The sequence below is a fragment of the Streptomyces sp. NPDC101160 genome (genome assembly GCF_044768205.1).
In the GTDB taxonomy this organism is placed as follows: Bacteria; Actinomycetota; Actinomycetes; order Streptomycetales; family Streptomycetaceae; genus Streptomyces.
Window position 1 is genome coordinate 24,040 of the sequence record NZ_JBIWPJ010000006.1, and the last position, 18,968, is coordinate 43,007.

The 18,968-nt window shown below is 71.4% G+C and carries 18 protein-coding genes; 5 read left to right on the forward strand and 13 right to left on the reverse strand.

Going from position 1 to position 18,968, the window contains the following annotated elements; all coding sequences use genetic code 11:
* Positions 1-98: 98 nt before the first annotated feature.
* Entirely contained in the window at positions 99-1,412 is a 1,314-nt protein-coding gene (cseC, locus tag ACIRSU_RS19475; RefSeq protein WP_403794860.1) for a two-component system sensor histidine kinase CseC, read from the forward strand.
* Between the two features lie 12 nt (positions 1,413-1,424).
* Here the strand turns inward: cseC and ACIRSU_RS19480 are convergent, their stop codons facing one another.
* From ACIRSU_RS19480 to ACIRSU_RS19490, 3 genes are all read right to left on the reverse strand, one after another.
* On the reverse strand, positions 1,425-1,874 hold the full coding sequence (locus tag ACIRSU_RS19480) for a VOC family protein (protein WP_403793691.1): 450 nt from the start codon (positions 1,872-1,874) through the stop codon (positions 1,425-1,427).
* Between the two features lie 25 nt (positions 1,875-1,899).
* On the reverse strand, positions 1,900-2,370 hold the full coding sequence (locus tag ACIRSU_RS19485) for a helix-turn-helix transcriptional regulator (RefSeq protein WP_403794863.1): 471 nt from the start codon (positions 2,368-2,370) through the stop codon (positions 1,900-1,902).
* A gap of 165 nt (positions 2,371-2,535) precedes the next feature.
* Complete coding sequence (locus tag ACIRSU_RS19490; protein ID WP_403793692.1) at positions 2,536-4,143, reverse strand: MDR family MFS transporter; 1,608 nt, start codon at positions 4,141-4,143, stop codon at positions 2,536-2,538.
* Between the two features lie 105 nt (positions 4,144-4,248).
* On the opposite strand from ACIRSU_RS19490, the gene ACIRSU_RS19495 reads away from it, so the two are divergent.
* On the forward strand, positions 4,249-4,812 hold the full coding sequence (locus ACIRSU_RS19495; RefSeq protein WP_403793693.1) for a TetR/AcrR family transcriptional regulator: 564 nt from the start codon (positions 4,249-4,251) through the stop codon (positions 4,810-4,812).
* 52 nt (positions 4,813-4,864) lie between these two features.
* On the opposite strand, the gene ACIRSU_RS19500 is transcribed toward ACIRSU_RS19495, so the two are convergent.
* A complete protein-coding gene (locus tag ACIRSU_RS19500) occupies positions 4,865-5,590 on the reverse strand; it encodes a M23 family metallopeptidase (RefSeq protein WP_403793695.1) in 726 nt (241 codons plus the stop codon).
* Positions 5,591-6,055: 465 nt separating this feature from the next.
* Here ACIRSU_RS19500 and ACIRSU_RS19505 point away from each other — a divergent pair, with 465 nt between their 5' ends.
* Together ACIRSU_RS19505 and ACIRSU_RS19510 are read left to right on the forward strand one after the other, a co-directional pair.
* Positions 6,056-6,397: a trypco2 family protein gene (locus ACIRSU_RS19505; RefSeq protein ID WP_403793697.1), complete on the forward strand. Its 342-nt coding sequence runs from the start codon at positions 6,056-6,058 to the stop codon at positions 6,395-6,397.
* Complete coding sequence (locus ACIRSU_RS19510) at positions 6,394-9,177, forward strand: NACHT domain-containing protein (protein WP_403793699.1); 2,784 nt, start codon at positions 6,394-6,396, stop codon at positions 9,175-9,177. The genes ACIRSU_RS19505 and ACIRSU_RS19510 overlap by 4 nt, the downstream gene beginning before the upstream one ends.
* A gap of 94 nt (positions 9,178-9,271) precedes the next feature.
* Here ACIRSU_RS19510 and ACIRSU_RS19515 read toward each other — a convergent pair whose 3' ends face one another.
* On the reverse strand, positions 9,272-11,791 hold the full coding sequence (locus ACIRSU_RS19515; protein ID WP_403793700.1) for an ATP-dependent Clp protease ATP-binding subunit: 2,520 nt from the start codon (positions 11,789-11,791) through the stop codon (positions 9,272-9,274).
* A 452-nt stretch (positions 11,792-12,243) separates the two neighbouring features.
* Between ACIRSU_RS19515 and ACIRSU_RS19520 the strand changes: the two genes are divergently transcribed.
* Entirely contained in the window at positions 12,244-12,942 is a 699-nt protein-coding gene (locus tag ACIRSU_RS19520; protein ID WP_403793702.1) for an SCO3374 family protein, read from the forward strand.
* Here ACIRSU_RS19520 and ACIRSU_RS19525 read toward each other — a convergent pair.
* From ACIRSU_RS19525 to ACIRSU_RS19560, 8 genes are all read right to left on the reverse strand, one after another.
* Positions 12,921-13,259, reverse strand: a complete 339-nt coding sequence (locus ACIRSU_RS19525) for an Lsr2 family protein (RefSeq protein ID WP_403793704.1) — start codon at positions 13,257-13,259, stop codon at positions 12,921-12,923. The two genes, ACIRSU_RS19520 and ACIRSU_RS19525, sit on opposite strands and share 22 nt — an antisense overlap.
* Before the next feature lie 144 nt (positions 13,260-13,403).
* A complete protein-coding gene (locus ACIRSU_RS19530) occupies positions 13,404-13,925 on the reverse strand; it encodes an amino-acid N-acetyltransferase (RefSeq protein ID WP_403793706.1) in 522 nt (173 codons plus the stop codon).
* A gap of 9 nt (positions 13,926-13,934) precedes the next feature.
* Positions 13,935-14,372 (reverse strand): BlaI/MecI/CopY family transcriptional regulator, encoded by a 438-nt coding sequence (locus tag ACIRSU_RS19535; RefSeq protein ID WP_403793708.1) that lies wholly within the window; start codon positions 14,370-14,372, stop codon positions 13,935-13,937.
* A gap of 121 nt (positions 14,373-14,493) precedes the next feature.
* Entirely contained in the window at positions 14,494-14,673 is a 180-nt protein-coding gene (locus ACIRSU_RS19540; RefSeq protein ID WP_403793710.1) for a hypothetical protein, read from the reverse strand.
* Between the two features lie 14 nt (positions 14,674-14,687).
* The gene (locus ACIRSU_RS19545) at positions 14,688-15,308 is read right to left on the reverse strand and encodes a hypothetical protein (RefSeq protein ID WP_403794865.1); all 621 of its coding nucleotides are present in this window, start codon (positions 15,306-15,308) and stop codon (positions 14,688-14,690) included.
* A 120-nt stretch (positions 15,309-15,428) separates the two neighbouring features.
* A complete protein-coding gene (locus tag ACIRSU_RS19550) occupies positions 15,429-16,235 on the reverse strand; it encodes a type III pantothenate kinase (RefSeq protein ID WP_403793711.1) in 807 nt (268 codons plus the stop codon).
* Positions 16,235-17,251, reverse strand: a complete 1,017-nt coding sequence (gene nadC / locus ACIRSU_RS19555; RefSeq protein ID WP_403793713.1) for a carboxylating nicotinate-nucleotide diphosphorylase — start codon at positions 17,249-17,251, stop codon at positions 16,235-16,237. Before nadC ends, ACIRSU_RS19550 begins: the two co-directional genes overlap by 1 nt.
* Positions 17,248-18,963 carry an L-aspartate oxidase gene (locus tag ACIRSU_RS19560; RefSeq protein ID WP_403793715.1) on the reverse strand — a complete coding sequence of 572 codons (1,716 nt, stop codon included), beginning with the start codon at positions 18,961-18,963 and terminating at the stop codon, positions 17,248-17,250. The genes nadC and ACIRSU_RS19560 overlap by 4 nt, the downstream gene beginning before the upstream one ends.
* Between the last annotated feature and the right edge of the window lie 5 nt (positions 18,964-18,968).

The window sequence follows — 18,968 nt, forward strand, 5'->3', positions numbered from 1 at the left end:
AGACGCGCGAGCTGCGCACGACCGGGCCGCGGGCGAGTGGTCTGCGGGCCGGCGGCCTGCGGGCCGGGGCGAGTGGTCTGCGAGCCGGGGCGAGTGGTCTGCGGGCGGGCGGTCTGCGGACCGGTGTCCGCTGGAAGATCGCCGTCGCGATCGCGGCGGTCGGCGCGCTCATCGCGGTCACGCTGAGCCTGGTCGTCCACAACGCGGCCCGGGTCTCCATGCTCGACAACGCCCGTGACGTGCAGATGTGGCGGCTGCTCTTCGCCCAGCGCGTGTACGAGACGTCGAAGCCCAAGGAGCCGCGCTTCGGCACCAAGATCAACGACCCGGCGCTGCCGCCCCAGCTCGACCAGCTGATGCGGGACAAGCGCCGCGGCACCTACGTCCAGGAGCACAACGGCGGCGCGCCGGACGTCTGGGCGGCCGTGCCGCTCGCCAACGGCGACGTCCTCTCGCTGCACGTGCCCTTCGCCGACCGCAGCGCCACGATCATGAAGGACCTCGACCGGGCCCTGATCATCGGCTCGGTGTCGGTGGTCTTCGGCGGCTGCGCGCTCGGCGTGCTCATCGGCGGCCAGCTCTCGCGCCGGCTGCGCAAGGCCGCCGCGGCGGCCGGCCGGGTCGCCCAGGGCAACACGGACCTCCGGGTCCGGGACGCCATCGGCGGCGTCGTACGGGACGAGACCGACGAGCTGGCCCGGGCGATCGACGCGCTGACCGACGCGCTGAACGAGCGCATCGAGGCCGAGCGGCGGGTCACCGCCGACATCGCGCACGAGCTGCGCACCCCGGTCACCGGGCTGCTCACCGCCGCCGAACTGCTGCCGCCGGGCCGCCCGACCGAGCTCGTACGGGACCGGGCGCAGGCCATGCGGACCCTCGTCGAGGACGTCCTGGAGGTGGCCCGGCTCGACGGCGCGTCCGAGCGGGCCGAGCTGCAGGAGATCGCGCTCGGCGAGTTCGTGGAGCGGCGGGTGCGGGCGCTCGACCCGGACGCGGTGATCCGCGTCGTCCACGAGTCCTGGGTCAACACCGACCCGCGCCGCCTGGAACGCATCCTCGGCAACCTCCTGGCCAACGCCGCCAAGCACGGCAGGGGCCCGGTCGAGGTCACCGTCGAGGGCCGGGTGGTCCGGGTCCGCGACCACGGCCCCGGCTTCCCCGAGGCGCTGCTCCGCGAGGGCCCGAGCCGCTTCCGTACGGGCAGCAGCGACCGCGCGGGCCAGGGCCACGGCCTGGGCCTGACCATCGCGACCGGCCAGGCCCGCGTCCTCGGCGCCCGGCTGACCTTCCGCAACGCGGCCCCCGAGGGCACCCCGGACGGCGCGGGCGGCGCGATCGCCGTGCTCTGGCTGCCGGAGCACGCCCCGACGGACACGGGCAGCTTCCCGGTGCTGCGGCTGACCGACTGACCGGCCGTCCGGTCACCGCTCGGGCGCGGTCCCGAAGTCCTTGGAGAAGTCCAGCTCCTCGCTGCGCTGGGTCAGCGAGTACCAGTTGCCGTTGTCGTCGCGGAAGATCGCCTCGATCCCGTACGGCCGCTCCTTCGGCTCCTGTACGAACTCCACCCCCCTCGCCCTGAACGTCTCGTAGTCCCCCCGGCAGTCGTCGGTGCGGAACGCCCCGGCGCCCAGGACGCCCTTGCTGATGAGCGTCTTCAGGGCCGTCGCGGACTCCTCGTCCATGGCGGGCCCGTCGGGGCTCATCAGGGCCAGCTCGACGTCCGGCTGGTCCTTGGCGCCGACGGTGACCCAGCGCATCGGCCCCATGGCGACGTCGTCCCGGACCTCGAAGCCGAGCTTCTCGGTGAAGAACTTCCTGGTGCGCTCCTGGTCGAGCGTCCAGACGGTGGTGATGCCCAGTCCCTTGATCATGCGTCCACCGTAGGCGGCCCTCCTCTCAGCCCGCTTCTCCGGAATTGCGGTCGCCGGAACCGCGGTCCTCGGAACCACGGTTGTCGGATCCACGGTCCTCGGAACCAGGGTCGTCGGAACCGCTTCCCTGGCCGTCGGGACGGCGCCGCCCCGGGAACGCGCCCGCGTACAGCAGCGCGAAGCAGCCGGGTATGAGCGCGGTCCCGCGGCCCACGTGCCGGGCGCGGTACTCGCTCGGGCTGAGCCCGGTCTGCTGCTTGAAGCGGGTGGAGAACGTGCCGAGGCTGCTGAAGCCGACCAGGTTGCATATCTCGGTGACGGTCAGGTCGGCGGTGCGGAGCATCTCCTCGGCCCGCTCGATGCGGCGGCGCGAGAGGTACTGGCCGGGCGTCTCCCCGTACGCCGCCTTGAAGACCCGTACGAAATGGAACCGCGAATAGCCGGCACGCGCCGCCACCGCGTCCAGGTCGAGCGGCTCGGCCCAGTCGCGGTCCATGACGTCCTTGGCGAGGCGCAGCCGGCGGAGCAGGGCCGGGCGCGCACCCGCGTGGGTGCTGGTCTCCACGTACCAAAGCGTGGCACGCGCCACTGACAATCGACCGACGACAACGGCCCCCGGCGTCCGTGAGGACACCGGGGGCCGTCGAGCAGCGGGAGGAGATCAGACCGCTTCGGCGACCTTCGGGGCGCTGTCCTCCACCGAGCCGTCCTTCTTCGTGGCACCGGCGCCGCGCAGCGCGACCTCCTTGACGAAGAAGGCGAGGACGAAGCCGAGCACGGCGACGGCCGAGCCGACCAGGAACGCCGAGTGGGTGCCGGCGGCGACCGCGTGCTGGTACGCCTCGCGGAGCGCGGCGGGCAGCTTGGCGAGGCTGGCGGCGTCGAGCTGGGCCGAGCGCTCGGTCAGCTGCGAGCCGCCGGCACCGCCGCGGGCGGCCATCTCGTGCTGGACCTGGTGGTTGAACAGGGCACCCATGATCGCGACGCCGAAGGACGAACCGAGGGTCCGGAAGAGGGTGGTCGAGGAGGAGGCGACGCCCATGTCCTTCATCTCGACGCTGTTCTGCGCGACGAGCATCGTGATCTGCATCAGGAAGCCCATGCCGGCGCCGAGCACGGCCATGTAGACGCCGGAGGTGAGGCGGGTTGTGCCGGTGTCCATCGTGGAGAGCAGGTACAGGCCGACGACCATGAGCGCGCCGCCGATGATCGGGAAGATCTTGTACTTGCCGCTGCTGGTGGTGACCCGGCCGACGACCAGCGAGACGACCATCATCGACAGCAGCATCGGCAGGAGCAGCAGGCCGGAGTTGGTCGCGGAGGCGCCCTGCACGGACTGCTGGAACAGCGGCAGGAAGAGCACCGCGCCGAACATCACGAAGCCGGTGAGGAAGCCGATCACGGACATCAGGGTGAAGTTGCGGCTGCGGAAGATGTGCAGCGGCATGATCGGGTCGCTCGCGCGGGTCTCCACGAAGAGGAAGGCCGCGAGGGCGACGACTCCGCCGACGGCGAGGCCGACGATGGTGGCCGAGCCCCAGGCGTACTCGGTGCCGCCCCAGGTGGTGACGAGCACGATCGCGGTGATGCCGAGGGTCAGCAGGGCGGCGCCGAGGAGGTCGATCCGGGTGCCGGCGGCACGCTCCTTCCTCGGCAGGTGGAGCACGGTGGCGAGCATCGCGAGGGCGACGACGCCGAGCGGCAGGTTGATGTAGAAGGCCCAGCGCCAGCCCCAGTGGTCGGTGATGGAGCCGCCGACGAGCGGGCCGCCGATCATGGCGAGCGCCATGATTCCGGCCATCATGCCCTGGTACTTGCCGCGGTCACGGGGCGGGATCAGGTCACCGATGATCGCCATGACGCCGACCATCAGACCGCCGGCGCCCAGGCCCTGGACGGCGCGGAAGCCGATGAGCTGGCCCATGTCCTGGGCCATGCCGCTCAGCGCGGAACCGATCAGGAAGAGCACGATCGAGCCGAGGAAGACGCCCTTGCGGCCGAACATGTCGCCGAGCTTGCCCCAGATCGGGGTGGAGGCGGCGGTGGCCAGGGTGTAGGCGGTGACGACCCAGGAGAGGTGCTCCAGGCCGCCGAGCTCGCCGACGATCGTCGGCATCGCGGTGCCGATGATCATGTTGTCCAGCATCGCGAGAAGCATCGCGATCATGAGGGCGAGGAGGACGACCCGGACGCTGCGCGGCTGTGCCTGCGCCGGCGCCTGCTGCTCCGTCTCCCCCTCGACTGTCTGAGCTATCGGTTTCGTCGCCATGTCCCGTCTTCCCTTACTTGCCGCCCGGCTAGTTACTACACTGTGGAAAGTAGACCCGTAACTTGCCGGTCGTCAAGTAAGTTTTGTTGTGGGAAGCGAGAGACCATGGCCCAGGCCCGAGGCAACACCCGCCAGCGCATCCAGGACGTGGCCCTCGAGCTCTTCGCCGAGCAGGGCTACGAGAAGACCTCGCTGCGCGAGATCGCGGAACGCCTCGACGTCACCAAGGCCGCGCTCTATTACCACTTCAAGACCAAGGAAGACATCCTCGTCGGCATCTTCGAGGACCTCACCCGCCCCATGGACGAGCTGATCGAGTGGGGGCGCGAGCAGCCCAGCACCCTGGAGACCAAGCGTGAGGTGCTGCGCCGCTACCAGGTGGCGCTGCTCGCCGCGGCCCCGCTCTTCCGCTTCATGCAGGAGAACCAGGCGGCGGTGAGCAAGCTCAGCGTGGGGCTCACCTTCAAGGAGCGCATGCTCGCGCTGAACGACCTGCTCCAGGAGCCGGGCTCGGTGATGACGGACAAGGTCCGCTGTGTCAGCGCGATCTTCACGCTGCACGCGGGCACGTTCTTCATGAACAACGTCGAGGGCGACCCCGAGGAGAAGCAGGAAGCCGTCCTCGAGGTCGCCCTCGATCTGATCGAGCAGGCCCAGTCGGGCCGCTGAGCCCCGCGGGGCTCAGCGCAGGCGCCGACCAGTGCAGGCGTCAGCGCAGGCGTCAGACCGTGACGCCGTGGGCGCGCAGGAACGCGACCGGGTTCACGGCGGAGCCGTAGTTCGGGGTGGTGCGGATCTCGAAGTGCAGGTGCGGGCCGGAGGAGTTGCCGGTGTTGCCCGAGAGGGCGATCTGCTGGCCGGCGGAGACCTTCTGGCCGATGTTCACCTGGATCTTCGACAGGTGGGCGTACTGCGAGTACGTGCCGTTGGCGTGCTTGATCACGATGGCGTTGCCGTACGCGGGGCCGTCGCCGCCGCCGTACGGGCCGGCCTTCACGACGGTGCCGGCGGCCGCGGCGTGGACCGGGGTGCCGACCGGGACGGCGAAGTCCTGGCCGGAGTGCTTGTGGGCCCACATGGCGCCGCCCTGGTTGAAGGTGGCGGACAGCGCGTAGGAGGTGACCGGCTTGACCCAGGAGGCGGCCTTCTTGGCGGCCACGGTCTTCGCCTGCGCCTTGGCGGCGGCGGCCTTGATCTGCGCGGCCTTGACCTGGGCGGCCTCGGCCTTGGCGGCGGCGGCCTTCGCCTGGGCGGCGACGTGGGCCTGGACGGTGGCCTGCTGGGCGACGGCGGCGGACGCGGCGACGTTCGTGGTGCCCGCGACGGCGGCCTTGCCCTCGGCGGCGAACGCGGAGCCGGCACCGGCCACCAGCGACGCTCCCAGACCCGCGGCGGCGAGGGCGACGGCGGTGGTACGGATGCTGGGCTTCGTGACGCGCTTCGACATACGGGGGAGAACCTCCGGACAGAACGGGACCCGGCGTGAGAGCGGCTCAGCACCGGGCTTGCTCATCCTTGGTAACCCGGGCCCCCGGCCTGGCCAAAACACCCCATCTACGACATTGCGTCGTAGCGATCTCCGGCCGCGTTCACCTCTTGACGGCTCCGCCGAGGCCGTACGAAACGGGAGAAATCGACACGCGTAGACCCGTTTAGACCCATGTCGCGACCGCCCCCGCCGCCCGGCAGCCCGCGTGCCCTCCACTCCGGTACGGGGCGGGACCACGGTCCCGTTGGTTGACCCGTGAACGTCCCGTTTCCTCCCGGAATCACACCACTATTCCGGCTAGTACCGCCGAAAACGCCTGTGCGCCTTGTCACCACGCGGCGGCCCCGAATGCGACCTGGGTCACGCAACCGAAGCCCTCGGAACCCCCTCCGGCCCCCTCTCGGCGGCGCTAGCTTCCATGCCATGACCGAGATCGAACTCGCCGACGCCATCGCCTCCGTACGCGACCAGCTCGTCGACGCCGCCAACCGCGCCACCGGCCACCCCGTCGCCTTCGAGGTCGGCGACATCCAGATGGACTTCACGATCGAGCTCCGCAGGGAGCTCAAGGGCGGCACCAAGGTGAAGGCCTGGGTCGTCGAGGCGGGCGCCGACGCCTCCCGCACGCGCGGCGAGACCCACCGGGTCTCCTTCACCCTCAGGCCGAGGAACGCGGCGACGGGCACGGCGTGGCTGGTGGGGAACGAGGACGAGGCGGACCTGTCGGACTTCGGTGGCCCCGGAACCGGGACTGAGGGCCGGTGAGGAGCAGCCAGTCCGTCTTCGCCGTCCAGGGCAGGCAACAGGGCACCGGAGTGCTCCTCGCCCGGAACGTGATCCTGACCGCCGCCCACGTCATAGGCGGCGTCCACAGCGCCGTCGTGGCCGGCGCGCAGCGAGAACCCCAGAAGTTACGGGTGGTCTGGTCCGACGAGCGGCTCGACGCCGCCCTGCTGGTCAGCGAGCAGCGCCTCGGCCCGACCCCCCGGCTCAGCAAGGTCGCCACCGACCGCCCGATCCCCGGCTGCGTGATCCTGGGCTTCCCTCGCATCCAGCGGTACGAGGAGCGCAGACCGGACCTCGACCAGTTCACGGGCACCGTCCTGCCCATGGCCGGGCTCCTGCGCCACACCCTCACCGTCGAGCTCGACGGCCCGCCCGTCATCGAGACCGTGGACGGCCCCTCCCCGCTCTCCGGCCTCTCGGGCGCCCCTGTCTATGCCGACGACGGACTCCTCGGCATCGTCCGCGCCGTCCCGCGCGGCCGGGGCCACCGCCGCCTCGAATGCCTCCCGCTCACGGCGCTCCTCGCCGACAAGGAGGCGTACCGCTGGCTCCCCGACGACTTCGCCCCGCCCCGGCCCGTCACCGCCACCCACCCCGGCGACCAGCACTACGAGGAGGAGTACGCCGAAGCCGTCGGCGACGCCTACCGCCACACCCGGATCTTCGGCCTCGACGAACTCGGCAGACGCGCCTCCAGGTGGGACCTCGACACCGCCTACCTGTCGCTGGAGGCCAGCACCCGCGACCGGGACTCCGTCCCCGTACCGCGCAGGATCGACGACCTGCTCGCCAGCCGGCCGCGCGTCCTGCTCCGCGGCGAAGCGGGCGCCGGCAAGACCACCCTCATGTGGTGGCTGGCCGCCCACGCCGCCGCCGGTACGCTCGGCCCCGAGCTGGCCGACCTCAACGGGCTCGTTCCCTTCGTCGTACCGCTGCGCTCCCTGCGCGCCCGCGGCGCCGGCTTCCCCGCCCCCTCCGAGCTCGTCCGCGTCGGCGACGTCGTCATCGACACGCCGCCGGACGGCTGGGCCGGCCGGGTCCTCGCCGCCGGTCGCGCCCTACTCCTCGTCGACGGCCTCGACGAGGTCACCCAGGACGACCGCGACGACGCCTACACCTGGCTCAGCGGACTGCTCGCCCGCTACCCGGACACCCGCTGCGTCGCGACCGTACGTCCGCACGCCGTCGCCCCCGACTGGCTCGGCGCGGAGAACTTCGAGGAGCTCACCCTCCTCCCGCTGCGCGCCGAGGACATCCAGGCGTTCGTCGCCGCCTGGCACGAGGCCGCCCGGCTCGACGCCGACGCACGTGACCGGGCCGCCCTCGACGACCTCGAACGCGACCTCGCCCAGCAGTTCCGCCACAACCCCAACCTGGCCGAGCTCGCCCGTACGCCGCTGCTCTGCGCCGTCATCTGCGCCCTGCACCGGCTGCGCGAGGGCTTCCTGCCCGAGACCCGCTGGGAGCTGTACGACTCCGCCCTCACGATGCTCCTCGGCACCCGCGACAAGCACCGCCGCGTCGACGCGCCCGACGGCATCCGGATGTCCGTCGAGGAGCATCAGGAGCTCCTCCAGCGCCTCGCCGCCTGGCTGGTCCGCGGCGGTCAGACCGAGTTCACCCGCGACCAGGCCCTCCAGCGCCTGGAGCGGGCCCTCCCCGGCATGCCCGACGTCCGGGCCCAGGGCACGCCCGAGGAGATCCTCACTCACCTGATCAACCGCAGCGGCCTTCTCCAGGAGCGCACGGACGACGTCTTCCAGTTCGCCCACCGCACCTTCCAGGACTTCCTCGCGGCGAAGGAGTTCGTCGACGACGACCTGCTGAAGGAGCTGCTGCAGCACGCCCACGACCAGCAGTGGCACGACGTGCTGCTGCTGGCCGCCGGCCACTGCAAGCGCCGCGAGCTGCCGGTCCTGGTGGAGGGCCTGCTGAAGGCGGGCTCCGCGACCCGGAAGAAGGACCTGAAGACGACGCTGTACGTGCTGGCGGCACTGGCCGCGCAGCACAAGGCGTGGCTGGAGGAGGCGCTGCGGAGGCGGGTGGAGAAGGCGGTGCGGTCGGTGATCCCGCCGCGGGGCCCCGAGCAGATGAGGCAGCTGGCCAGGCTCGGCCCACAGCTGCTGCCGCTGCTGCCGGGGCCGGGGGACGTGCCGGCGGGCACCACGGGGATGGTCGCCAACCTCATCGCACTGGTCGGTGGGACCGCGGCGCTGCCCTACGCACGTTCCTTCGCGGAGGCGGGCGAGGCAGCTCACTTCGCGGAGCACTGGTCGTCCTTCCCGCAGGAGCCCTTCGTCCAGCAGGTGCTCTCGCGGCTGGAGCCGACGAAGAGCGTCGGAGTCAGCAGCTCCGTACAACTTCGGCTGCTCAGGAAACTGCCCCACCTCACGGCGGTCCTCCTGGTGGGGGACTTCGCCGAAGCCGAGATCGTCGAGGGCCTGGGCACGCGGCCCCTGACGTCCCTCGCCCTCGCCTTCAATCACCGCCTGAGCACGCTCGGCGTGCTCCGCTCGCTCGACTGCGGCCGGCTCGACCGTCTGTACATCAGCGGCTGTCCCAGGGTGACGGCTCTGGACCCGGTCGCCGATCTGCCGGCCTTGCGCCATCTGACGCTCGACGTCCTGCGGTCCGGCGAGGAGCCGGTCGACCTCACTCCACTCCGGTCCCGGCCGGGGCTGCGCGTCTGGGTCACCGGCGTCCCCCGCAAGGACATCCTCGGCGCGGCCGCCCTCGGCGACCGCCTGACCGTCGCATAGGCGAGGGGTCGCCGCACCACGCAAAGGGGCGGCCCCGGAACCACCAGGTTCCGGGGCCGCCCCTTCAGCCGTTCAGGCTCAGCGCAGCGTTACGTCACGCGTCCTTCGAGAGGTTCGGGCCGCCGCCCGCCGCCTCCACCGGAGGGACGTCCGGCAGGGCCGACTTCTCCTCGCCGCGGAAGGTGAACTTGCGCTCCTCGCCGTCGCCCTCCGTGTCCACGACCACGATGTGGCCGGGGCGCAGCTCGCCGAAGAGGATCTTCTCCGACAGGGTGTCCTCGATCTCGCGCTGGATCGTCCGGCGCAGCGGCCGGGCGCCCATGACCGGGTCGTACCCCTTCTTCGCGAGGAGCTCCTTCGCCGACTGGGAGAGCTCGATGCCCATGTCCCGGTCCTTCAGGCGCTCGTCGACGCGGCTGATCATCAGGTCGACGATCTTGAGGATGTCCTCCTGCGTCAGCTGCGGGAAGACGATGATGTCGTCGACACGGTTGAGGAACTCCGGGCGGAAGTGCTGCTTCAGCTCGTCGCTGACCTTCGCCTTCATCCGCTCGTAGTTGGACTTCGTGTCGCCCTGGGCCGCGAAGCCGAGGTTGAAGCCCTTCGAGATGTCCCGGGTCCCGAGGTTGGTCGTCATGATGATGACCGTGTTCTTGAAGTCCACGACCCGGCCCTGGGAGTCGGTCAGGCGACCGTCCTCCAGGATCTGGAGAAGGGAATTGAAGATATCGGGGTGGGCCTTCTCGACCTCGTCGAAGAGGACCACGGAGAACGGCTTGCGGCGCACCTTCTCGGTGAGCTGGCCGCCCTCTTCGTAGCCCACGTATCCGGGCGGGGAACCGAAGAGACGGGAAACCGTGTGCTTCTCGCTGAACTCCGACATGTCGAGGGAGATCATCGCGTCCTCGTCGCCGAAGAGGAATTCGGCGAGCGCCTTGGACAGCTCGGTCTTACCGACACCGGACGGGCCGGCGAAGATGAACGAGCCACCGGGGCGCTTCGGGTCCTTCAGGCCGGCCCGCGTACGCCGGATGGCGCGCGAGAGGCCGATGACCGCGTCGTTCTGACCGATGACGCGCTTGTGGAGCTCTTCCTCCATGCGGAGCAGACGCGAGGACTCCTCCTCGGTCAGCTTGAAGACCGGGATGCCGGTGGCGGTCGCGAGGACCTCGGCGATCAGCTCGCCGTCGACCTCGGCGACGACGTCCATGTCGCCGGCCTTCCACTCCTTCTCCCGCTTGGCCTTCGCGGCGAGGAGCTGCTTCTCCTTGTCGCGCAGGGACGCGGCCTTCTCGAAGTCCTGCGAGTCGATCGCGGACTCCTTGTCCCGGCGGACGGCGGCGATCTTCTCGTCGAACTCGCGGAGGTCCGGCGGCGCGGTCATCCGGCGGATGCGCATCCGGGAGCCGGCCTCGTCGATCAGGTCGATCGCCTTGTCCGGCAGGAAGCGGTCGGAGATGTAGCGGTCGGCCAGGGTCGCGGCCTGGACGAGGGCCTCGTCCGTGATGGAGACCCGGTGGTGGGCCTCGTAGCGGTCGCGCAGACCCTTGAGGATCTCGATCGTGTGCGGCAGCGACGGCTCGGCGACCTGGATGGGCTGGAAGCGGCGCTCGAGGGCGGCGTCCTTCTCCAGGTACTTGCGGTACTCGTCGAGGGTGGTGGCACCGATGGTCTGGAGCTCACCGCGGGCCAGCATCGGCTTGAGGATGCTGGCGGCGTCGATCGCGCCCTCGGCGGCGCCCGCACCCACCAGGGTGTGGAGCTCGTCGATGAACAGGATGATGTCGCCGCGGGTGCGGATCTCCTTGAGGACCTTCTTCAGGCGCTCCTCGAAGTCACCGCGGTAGCGGGAGCCGGCGACCAGCGCGCCGAGGTCCAGGGTGTAGAGGTGCTTGTCCTTGAGGGTCTCGGGCACCTCGCCCTTGACGATGGCCTGGGCCAGGCCCTCGACGACCGCCGTCTTGCCGACGCCGGGCTCGCCGATGAGGACCGGGTTGTTCTTGGTCCGGCGGGACAGCACCTGCATGACCCGCTCGATCTCCTTCTCGCGCCCGATGACCGGGTCGAGCTTGGACTCGCGGGCCGCCTGGGTGAGGTTGCGGCCGAACTGGTCGAGGACCAGGGACGTCGAGGGCGTGCCCTCGGCAGGGCCGCCGGCGGTGGCGGCTTCCTTGCCCTGGTAGCCGGAGAGCAGCTGGATGACCTGCTGCCGGACCCGGTTGAGATCGGCGCCCAGCTTCACGAGCACCTGGGCGGCGACGCCCTCGCCCTCGCGGATCAGGCCGAGCAGGATGTGCTCGGTGCCGATGTAGTTGTGGCCGAGCTGGAGGGCCTCGCGGAGCGACAGCTCCAGGACCTTCTTGGCACGAGGAGTGAAGGGGATGTGCCCGGACGGGGCCTGCTGGCCCTGGCCGATGATCTCCTCCACCTGCTGGCGGACCGCCTCGAGCGAAATCCCGAGGCTCTCCAGGGCCTTAGCGGCGACACCCTCACCCTCGTGAATAAGGCCCAGGAGGATGTGCTCGGTGCCGATGTAGTTGTGGTTGAGCATCCGGGCTTCTTCCTGAGCCAGGACGACAACCCGCCGCGCGCGGTCGGTGAACCTCTCGAACATCGTTAATCGCTCCTCAGAGCGGTCAGTCAGTTAGGGGTCGATCCCCTCCCTGTCCTTCCGCAGCTTAGTCCCGCAAGCGGGGACCGCTCATTCCAACTGCCGACATCCGTCCGGATCACCCCCTCAGTTCTTGGGGAGACCGCCTGCCGAACAGCCGACAAATGCTCCAACTCGATGGTGCGAGACGATGTTCCCGCAGGCCAAGCTGTTACCCGTGCCTTCAGTACGCCGATGGCGAACGTGAGACGCTTCTTGCCCGCGAGACGCCCCTCCTCACATGGAATGTCTTACCCGTAAGCACGGACACTCCATGCCGCGCACCCCGGTTCCCTCCGCTACGGGCGAACAACCTTGCGCGCTCGAATGCGTGCGTACGCCCCCATCATGGACACTCGGCGCTCCCGATCAAGGACCGTGCGTGACCAAAGCCGACCCGGCGGCGTTCCCCCGGTATGCCCTTCACCGTGCCCTCGCCCCGTGCGCCGCTCGACGGCGGCTCGGCGCCGACCGCGGCGGCGGCCGCCGCGGCGCGCTGGTACGAGCGGGAGCTCGGCTGGGCGTCGGTGGCGGGGCCTCCGCTGCAGCTCGTGACGGGGCTGCGGTTCGACGTCCTGGAGCTGCCCGCCGAGGCCGGTCGGGGCGTGCTGCGCCGGGCGGGCGTGGCCACCGGCCCCGTGGCGCTCATGGGGCGCCGGATGCGGCTGCTCGTGGCGGCCGGGAGCGCGGAGGAGCTGCCGGGGCTGCTCGACTGGCTGGAGTGGGGCGGGATCTCACTGGATCTGGCGACGCTCGGCACCGACGGCCGGATGACCGCCCCCGTCCCCCCGGGATGGCGGCCCACCGGTCGTACGGGCTCCGGCCCGAGCCAGGCGGGCGGCGCCGCGGTGTGGCTGAGGGCCCCTGAGCCGGGGCGCGAGGTCGAGGCCTCGCTGCCGGCCCTGTGGCCCTCGCCCCGGGGCGGTGCGGACGGCGTCCCCTGCCTGGTGCGGCTCGTGGCCGCCGCCGCAGCGGAATGCCACCGGGTACGGCTGCTGAGTGCTGCCCGGCCCACCGGCCGGAGCCGGGGGCGGGGACGGCCGCTCAGCAGCGAGCCGCGGGCTGACGCCTCAGCCGCGCCTCAGTCGACGACTCAGCGGTTGGCGTCCTCGTAGGCCGCCTTGATGTCGGCGGGCACGCGGCCGCGGTCGTTCACGTTGTAGCCGTTCTCCTTGGCCCACGCGCGGATCTTCGCGGTGTCCGGGCTGCCGGCGGAGGCCACGACGCGGCCCTTGCCACGGGTGCCGGCGCTGCGGCCGCCGGTGCGACGGCCACTCTTGGCGTACGGCTCGAGCAGGCTGCGGAGCTTGTCCGCGTTGGCGGTGGTGAGGTCGATCTCGTAGGACTTGCCATCCAGAGCGAACGTCACGGTCTCGTCCGCCTCGCCGCCGTCGAGGTCGTCGACAAGAAGGACCTGAACCTTCTGTGCCACCGGATTTCCCTTCATCGAAAATGCAGTACGCGGAAAGGAAACCGCTTTTCCCGGAAAAACACAAACCCCTGGGAGAGGTTCAGAACCCTGGGAACGCGGGAAACGTGCGCGATTCGGACATAGACGCTCCGATCCACGCGCGGCTCACAGGTGCAGAAGCATCCGGCTGTTGCCCAAGGTGTTCGGCTTCACTCGTTCGAGTCCGAGGAACTCCGCGACTCCCTCGTCATAGGAACGCAGGAGCTCGCTGTAGACATCTCCGTCGATGGGAGTCTCCCCGATCTCGGTGAAGCCGTGCTTCGCGAAGAAGTCGACTTCGAAGGTCAGGCAGAAAACCCGGCGTACACCGAGCCACCGCGCGGTGTGCAGCAACTTGTCGAGCACCTGATGCCCCACTCCGGCGCCCTTGAAGTCGGGATCGACCGCGAGCGTGCGCACTTCGGCGAGGTCTTCCCACATCACGTGCAGGGCGCCGCAGCCGACGACCGTGGCGTCCTCGTCGCGTTCGGCGACCCAGAACTCCTGGATGTCCTCGTAAAGGGTCACATTGGCCTTGTCGAGGAGGATGCCGCGCCGGATGTACGGGTCGACGAGCCGGCGCAGGGCGGGGACGTCGGAGGTGCGGGCACGGCGCACGGTCACGGCATTGGTGGAAGCGGATGACATGGGGGGACGTTATCGCCCGGACTCCGCGCTTCCCCCGCCCCCCTCTGCGGTTTCGGCGGCTGCGGGGGCGGCCGCCGGCTCGGGGGTGTCCCGCTGGGCGATGCGGATGGCGTCGTTCAGCGCCTCGCGCTGTTCGGGCGACATCATCCCGAAGAACGCGACGAGGGCCGCGGCCGGGTTGTCGCTCTGCCCCCACGCCTCGTTCATCAGTGCGGCCGAGTAGGCGGCCCGCGTGGAGACCGCCGTATATCGATAGGCGCGGCCTTCGACTTCCCTGCGCACCCAGCCCTTCTGATGGAGATTGTCCAATACCGTCATGACGGTGGTGTAGGCGATGGACCGTTCCTGCTGGAGATCCTCCAGGACTTCCCGGACGGTCACCGGGCGGTTCCATTGCCAGACGCGGGTCATGACGGCGTCTTCCAGCTCTCCCAATGGACGGGGCACAATGCCACCTTAGTGCGAGATCACCGCATACATGTCTTTTAGTGGAGAAAACGCCCCGGAAGGCAGCAAAAAGGACGCACGGCCTGGCGGCGGCCGTACGTCCTCGGGGGCGCGGACCCCGCTACGAGGCGGCGGCGCCGCCCTGCTGCTGCGCGGCCTCGGCGCGGGCGAGGGCGGCGTCCACGGCCGCATCCTCCTTGGCCTTGTTCGGGCCGCCCTGGCTCTTGACGATCGTGACGACGAGGCCGATGAAGAACGCGGCCATCACGACGGGGGGCAGGAGCGCGGATACGTAGTCCATGGCGTCCAGAGTAGCTATCCGGCCGCGCGTTCCTCGGGCGGGGGCGGGGGTACGGGGCGGCGTGGCGGGAACACCTCGGAGGGCTTGGGTGCCGGGCGTCCGGGCGCGGGCGCCTTGGGGCCGGGGGCGGCCGGCTTGGCGGGCGCGGGCGGCCTGGGGCCCTGGCCCTGGTCGTCGGCGGCTGCCCGGCCGCCGGGCAGCGCGAGCAGCCGGACGCGCGGGGCGGGCGCGGGGACCAGCGGCGTACGGGCCTGGGCCTGGGCGACGCGGGCGAGGCGGGCTCTGACGGATCGTTCCGCCAGGACCTGGCAGCGGGCGAGCAGCGCCGCCGCGGCCGGGTTGCCGCGCAGCGCCCGCAGGGCGGCCAGGTCGTCCGCCTGGGGGTCGTACCCGGCGGCCAGGGCGTTCTGGAGCAGCTCCAGATAGCCGGCCAGCGAGCCGGGCAGGGCCTGGCGGTAGCGGACCAGGTCGGCGAGGAGGAAGGCGCGCAGCCGGCCGGCCTCGCGCACCGCCTCGTCCACGGAATCGGCCAGGCGCAGGCAGTCCTGGACGTCGTCGTCCGGCAAAGGGGCAGGGTTGAGTGCGGTGGCGAGGGCGCGGCGGAGCACGCGCAGTTCGTCCGCGCTGAACGCCATGCCGCCGCGGGGTCCGTAGGGCGTGGGCATGGGCCGAAGATACGCGCTAATCGGACAAATCTGCCGCTTTTCGATCTTCCCGGGCGGGTCGGTGCCCGCCCCGGACTCCCGGGCCGGGCTCTACTGCCGCGCTGTGTTCCGCTCGTAGACCATCCGCAGGCCGATCAGGGTCAGCCACGGCTCGTGCGCGTCGATCTCCTTCGAGTCGGCGAGCACCATCGGCGCCAGGCCGCCCGTGGCGATCACGGTCACGTCCGACGGGTTCCCGTCCGGGCCGGCCAGCTCGCGCTTCATCCGCGCGACGACGCCGTCCACCTGGCCCGCGTACCCGAAGACGATGCCGGACTGCATGGCCTCGACCGTGTTCTTGCCGATGACGCTGCGCGGGCGGGCCAGCTCGATCTTGCGGAGCATCGCGCCCTTCACGCCCAGCGCCTCGACGGAGATCTCGATGCCCGGGGCGATCGCGCCGCCCGCGTACTCGCCGCGCCGGGTGACCGCGTCGTAGGTCGTCGCCGTGCCGAAGTCGACGACGATCGCCGGTCCGCCGTACAGCTCGACGGCCGCGACCGAGTTGATGATGCGGTCGGCGCCGACCTCCTTGGGGTTGTCCGTGAGGACCGGGACGCCAGTCTTGACGCCCGGCTCGACGAGGACGGCCTGGACGTCGCCGTAGTAGCGGCGGGTCACCTCGCGCAGTTCGTGCAGCACCGAGGGGACCGTCGCGCAGATCGCGATCCCCCCGATGCCGTCGCTCAGCTCGGCGCCGAGCAGGGGATGCATGCCCATGAGGCCCTGCAGCAGGACCGCCCACTCGTCGGCGGTGCGGCTCGGGTCCGTCGAGATCCGCCAGTGCTCGACGATCTCGTCGCCGTCGAAGAGCCCGAGCACCGTCTGCGTGTTGCCGACGTCGATGGTGAGCAGCATCAGGCGTCGACCTCGCGCAGGTCGAGGCCGATGTCGAGGATCGGGGAGGAGTGGGTGAGGCCGCCCACCGCGAGGTAGTCGACGCCGGTGGCCGCGTAGGCCGCCGCGTTCTCCAGGGTGAGCCGGCCGGAGGACTCCAGGGCCGCCCGGCCGGCGACCAGGGCGACCGCCTCCTCGGTCTCGACCGGCGTGAAGTTGTCGAGCAGGATCAGGTCGGCGCCCGCGTCGAGGACCTCGCGGACCTGGTGCATCGTGTCGACCTCGACCTCGATCGGCAGGTCCGGGAACTGCTCGCGCACGGCCTTGAACGCCTGCGCCACACCGCCGGCCGCCACCACGTGGTTGTCCTTGACCAGGGCCGCGTCCGACAGCGACATGCGGTGGTTGACGCCGCCGCCGCAGCGCACCGCGTACTTCTCCAGCGCACGCAGGCCCGGGGTGGTCTTGCGGGTGTCGCGGACCTTCGCGCCGGTGCCCTCCAGGGCGTCGGCCCACTTGCGGGTGGCCGTGGCGATGCCGGACAGGCGGCACAGGATGTTCAGGGCGCTGCGCTCACCGGTGAGCAGGTCGCGGGTGCGGGCGGTGACGCTGAGCAGCTTCTGGCCGGCCTCGACCCGGGCGCCGTCCTCGACGTGCCGCTCGACCTCGAACTCGTCGGTGCAGACGATGGAGAGCACCGCCTCGGCGACCCGCAGGCCGGCCACCGTGCCGGCCTCGCGGGCGGTGAAGTCGGCGGTCGCGACGGCGTCCTCGGGGACGGTCGCCACGGTCGTCACGTCCACGCCGCCGTCCAGGTCCTCGGCGATGGCCAGGTGCGCGATGTCCTCGACCTGGACCGGGTCGAGCCCGGCGTCGGCGAGCAGCTCGGCGAGCGCCGGGTCGAGCCCGCACTCGAACTCGTCGGCCTCGCCGCAGCCGCAGCCGTCGCCGCAGCCACCGGCCGGCTCGGCCGGGGCGTTGATGTGGATCAGGGGGACGTCCACGGGCGTCGGACGTGCTTCCTCGGGCGTGCTCACGACAGCTGCTCCCTGGGTGCGTCGGGGGTTACGGGGGCGCCCGCCTCGGGGGTGACGGGCGGGAAGTCTGCGGTGGCGGTACGGGTGACCGCCAGGCTCCGGTCGGGCCTCAGGCGTACGACGAGATGCCGCCGCCAGGTCGCGTCGTCGCGGTCGGGGTGGTCCTCGCGCCAGTGGCAGCCGCGGGTCTCGGCGCGCTCGCGCGCGGCGGCGACCAGGACCCGGGCCACGCACAGCAGGTTGGTGGTCTCCCAGGACTCGACGCCCGGCTCGGCGGCCTTGCGTCCGTCCTCCGCGCCCTGGCGCAGCCCTTCGAGGGCGCCGGCCGCCTCGGCCAGGCTCGCGGCGGAGCGCAGCACGCCCGCGCCCCGGGTCATGGTCAGCTGGAGCTCGCGGCGGGCCTCGGGGGCGAGCAGGGTCAGGATGGTGGTCGTGTCGTCGACGACCGGGGTGCCCTCGCGGTGCGGGCCGTGCGCGGCGATGTCGGCGACGATCCGCTCGGCGAAGACCAGGCCCTCCAAGAGCGAGTTCGACGCGAGCCGGTTGGCGCCGTGCACGCCGGTGCAGGCGACCTCGCCGCACGCGTACAGGCCGGGCACGGTGGTGCGGCCGTGCAGGTCGGTGCGGACGCCGCCGGAGGCGTAGTGGGCGGCCGGGGCGACCGGGATCGGCTCGGTGACCGGGTCGATGCCGTGCGCCCGGCAGGCGGCCAGGATCGTCGGGAAGCGCTGCTCCCACATCTCGGCGCCGAAGTGCCGGGCGTCGAGGTACATGTGCTCGGCGTCCTGCTCCTGCATCCGGCGCGTGATCGCCTTGGCGACGATGTCGCGCGGCGCCAGCTCGGCCAGCTCGTGCTGCCCGAGCATGAAGCGGACCCCGTCGGCGTCGACGAGATGGGCGCCCTCGCCGCGTACCGCCTCGGAGACCAGCGGCTGCTGGCCCTCGGAGCCGGCGCCGAGGAACAGCACCGTCGGGTGGAACTGGACGAACTCCAGGTCGGAGATCTCGGCCCCGGCGCGCAGCGCGAGGGCGACGCCGTCGCCGGTGGAGACAGACGGGTTGGTGGTCGCGGAGAAGACCTGGCCCATGCCGCCGGTGGCGAGGACCACGGCGGGGGCGTGGACAGCACCGACGCCGTCGTGCTGACCCTCCCCCATCACGTGCAGGGTGACGCCGGCCGTGCGTCCGGCGTCGTCCTTGAGCAGGTCGAGCACGAGGGCGTGCTCGATGGTGCGTACGCCCCGCGCCCGTATCGCCTCGACCAGTGCGCGGGAGATCTCGGCGCCGGTGGCGTCGCCGCCGGCGTGCACGATCCGGCGGCGGTGGTGGCCGCCCTCGCGGGTCAGCGCGATCGCGCCGTCGGCGGTCAGGTCGAAGGCGGCGCCGGTCTCGATGAGCCGGCGCACCGCGTCGGGGCCCTCGGTGACCAGGGCGCGCACGGCCTGCACGTCGCAGAGCCCGGCGCCGGCCACGAGGGTGTCGTCGAGGTGCTGCTCGGGGGTGTCGCCCTCACCGAGCGCGGCGGCGACGCCGCCCTGGGCCCAGCGGGTGGAGCCGGCGTCGAGCAGCGCCTTGGTGACGACGACGGTGCGCAGCCCGGCGGCCGTGCACCGCAGGGCAGCGGTCAGACCGGCGATGCCGGAGCCGACCACGACGACGTCGGCGTCGATCGACCAGCCGGGGGCGGGCGCGTGCAGCCGTATTCCGGTCACTTGGC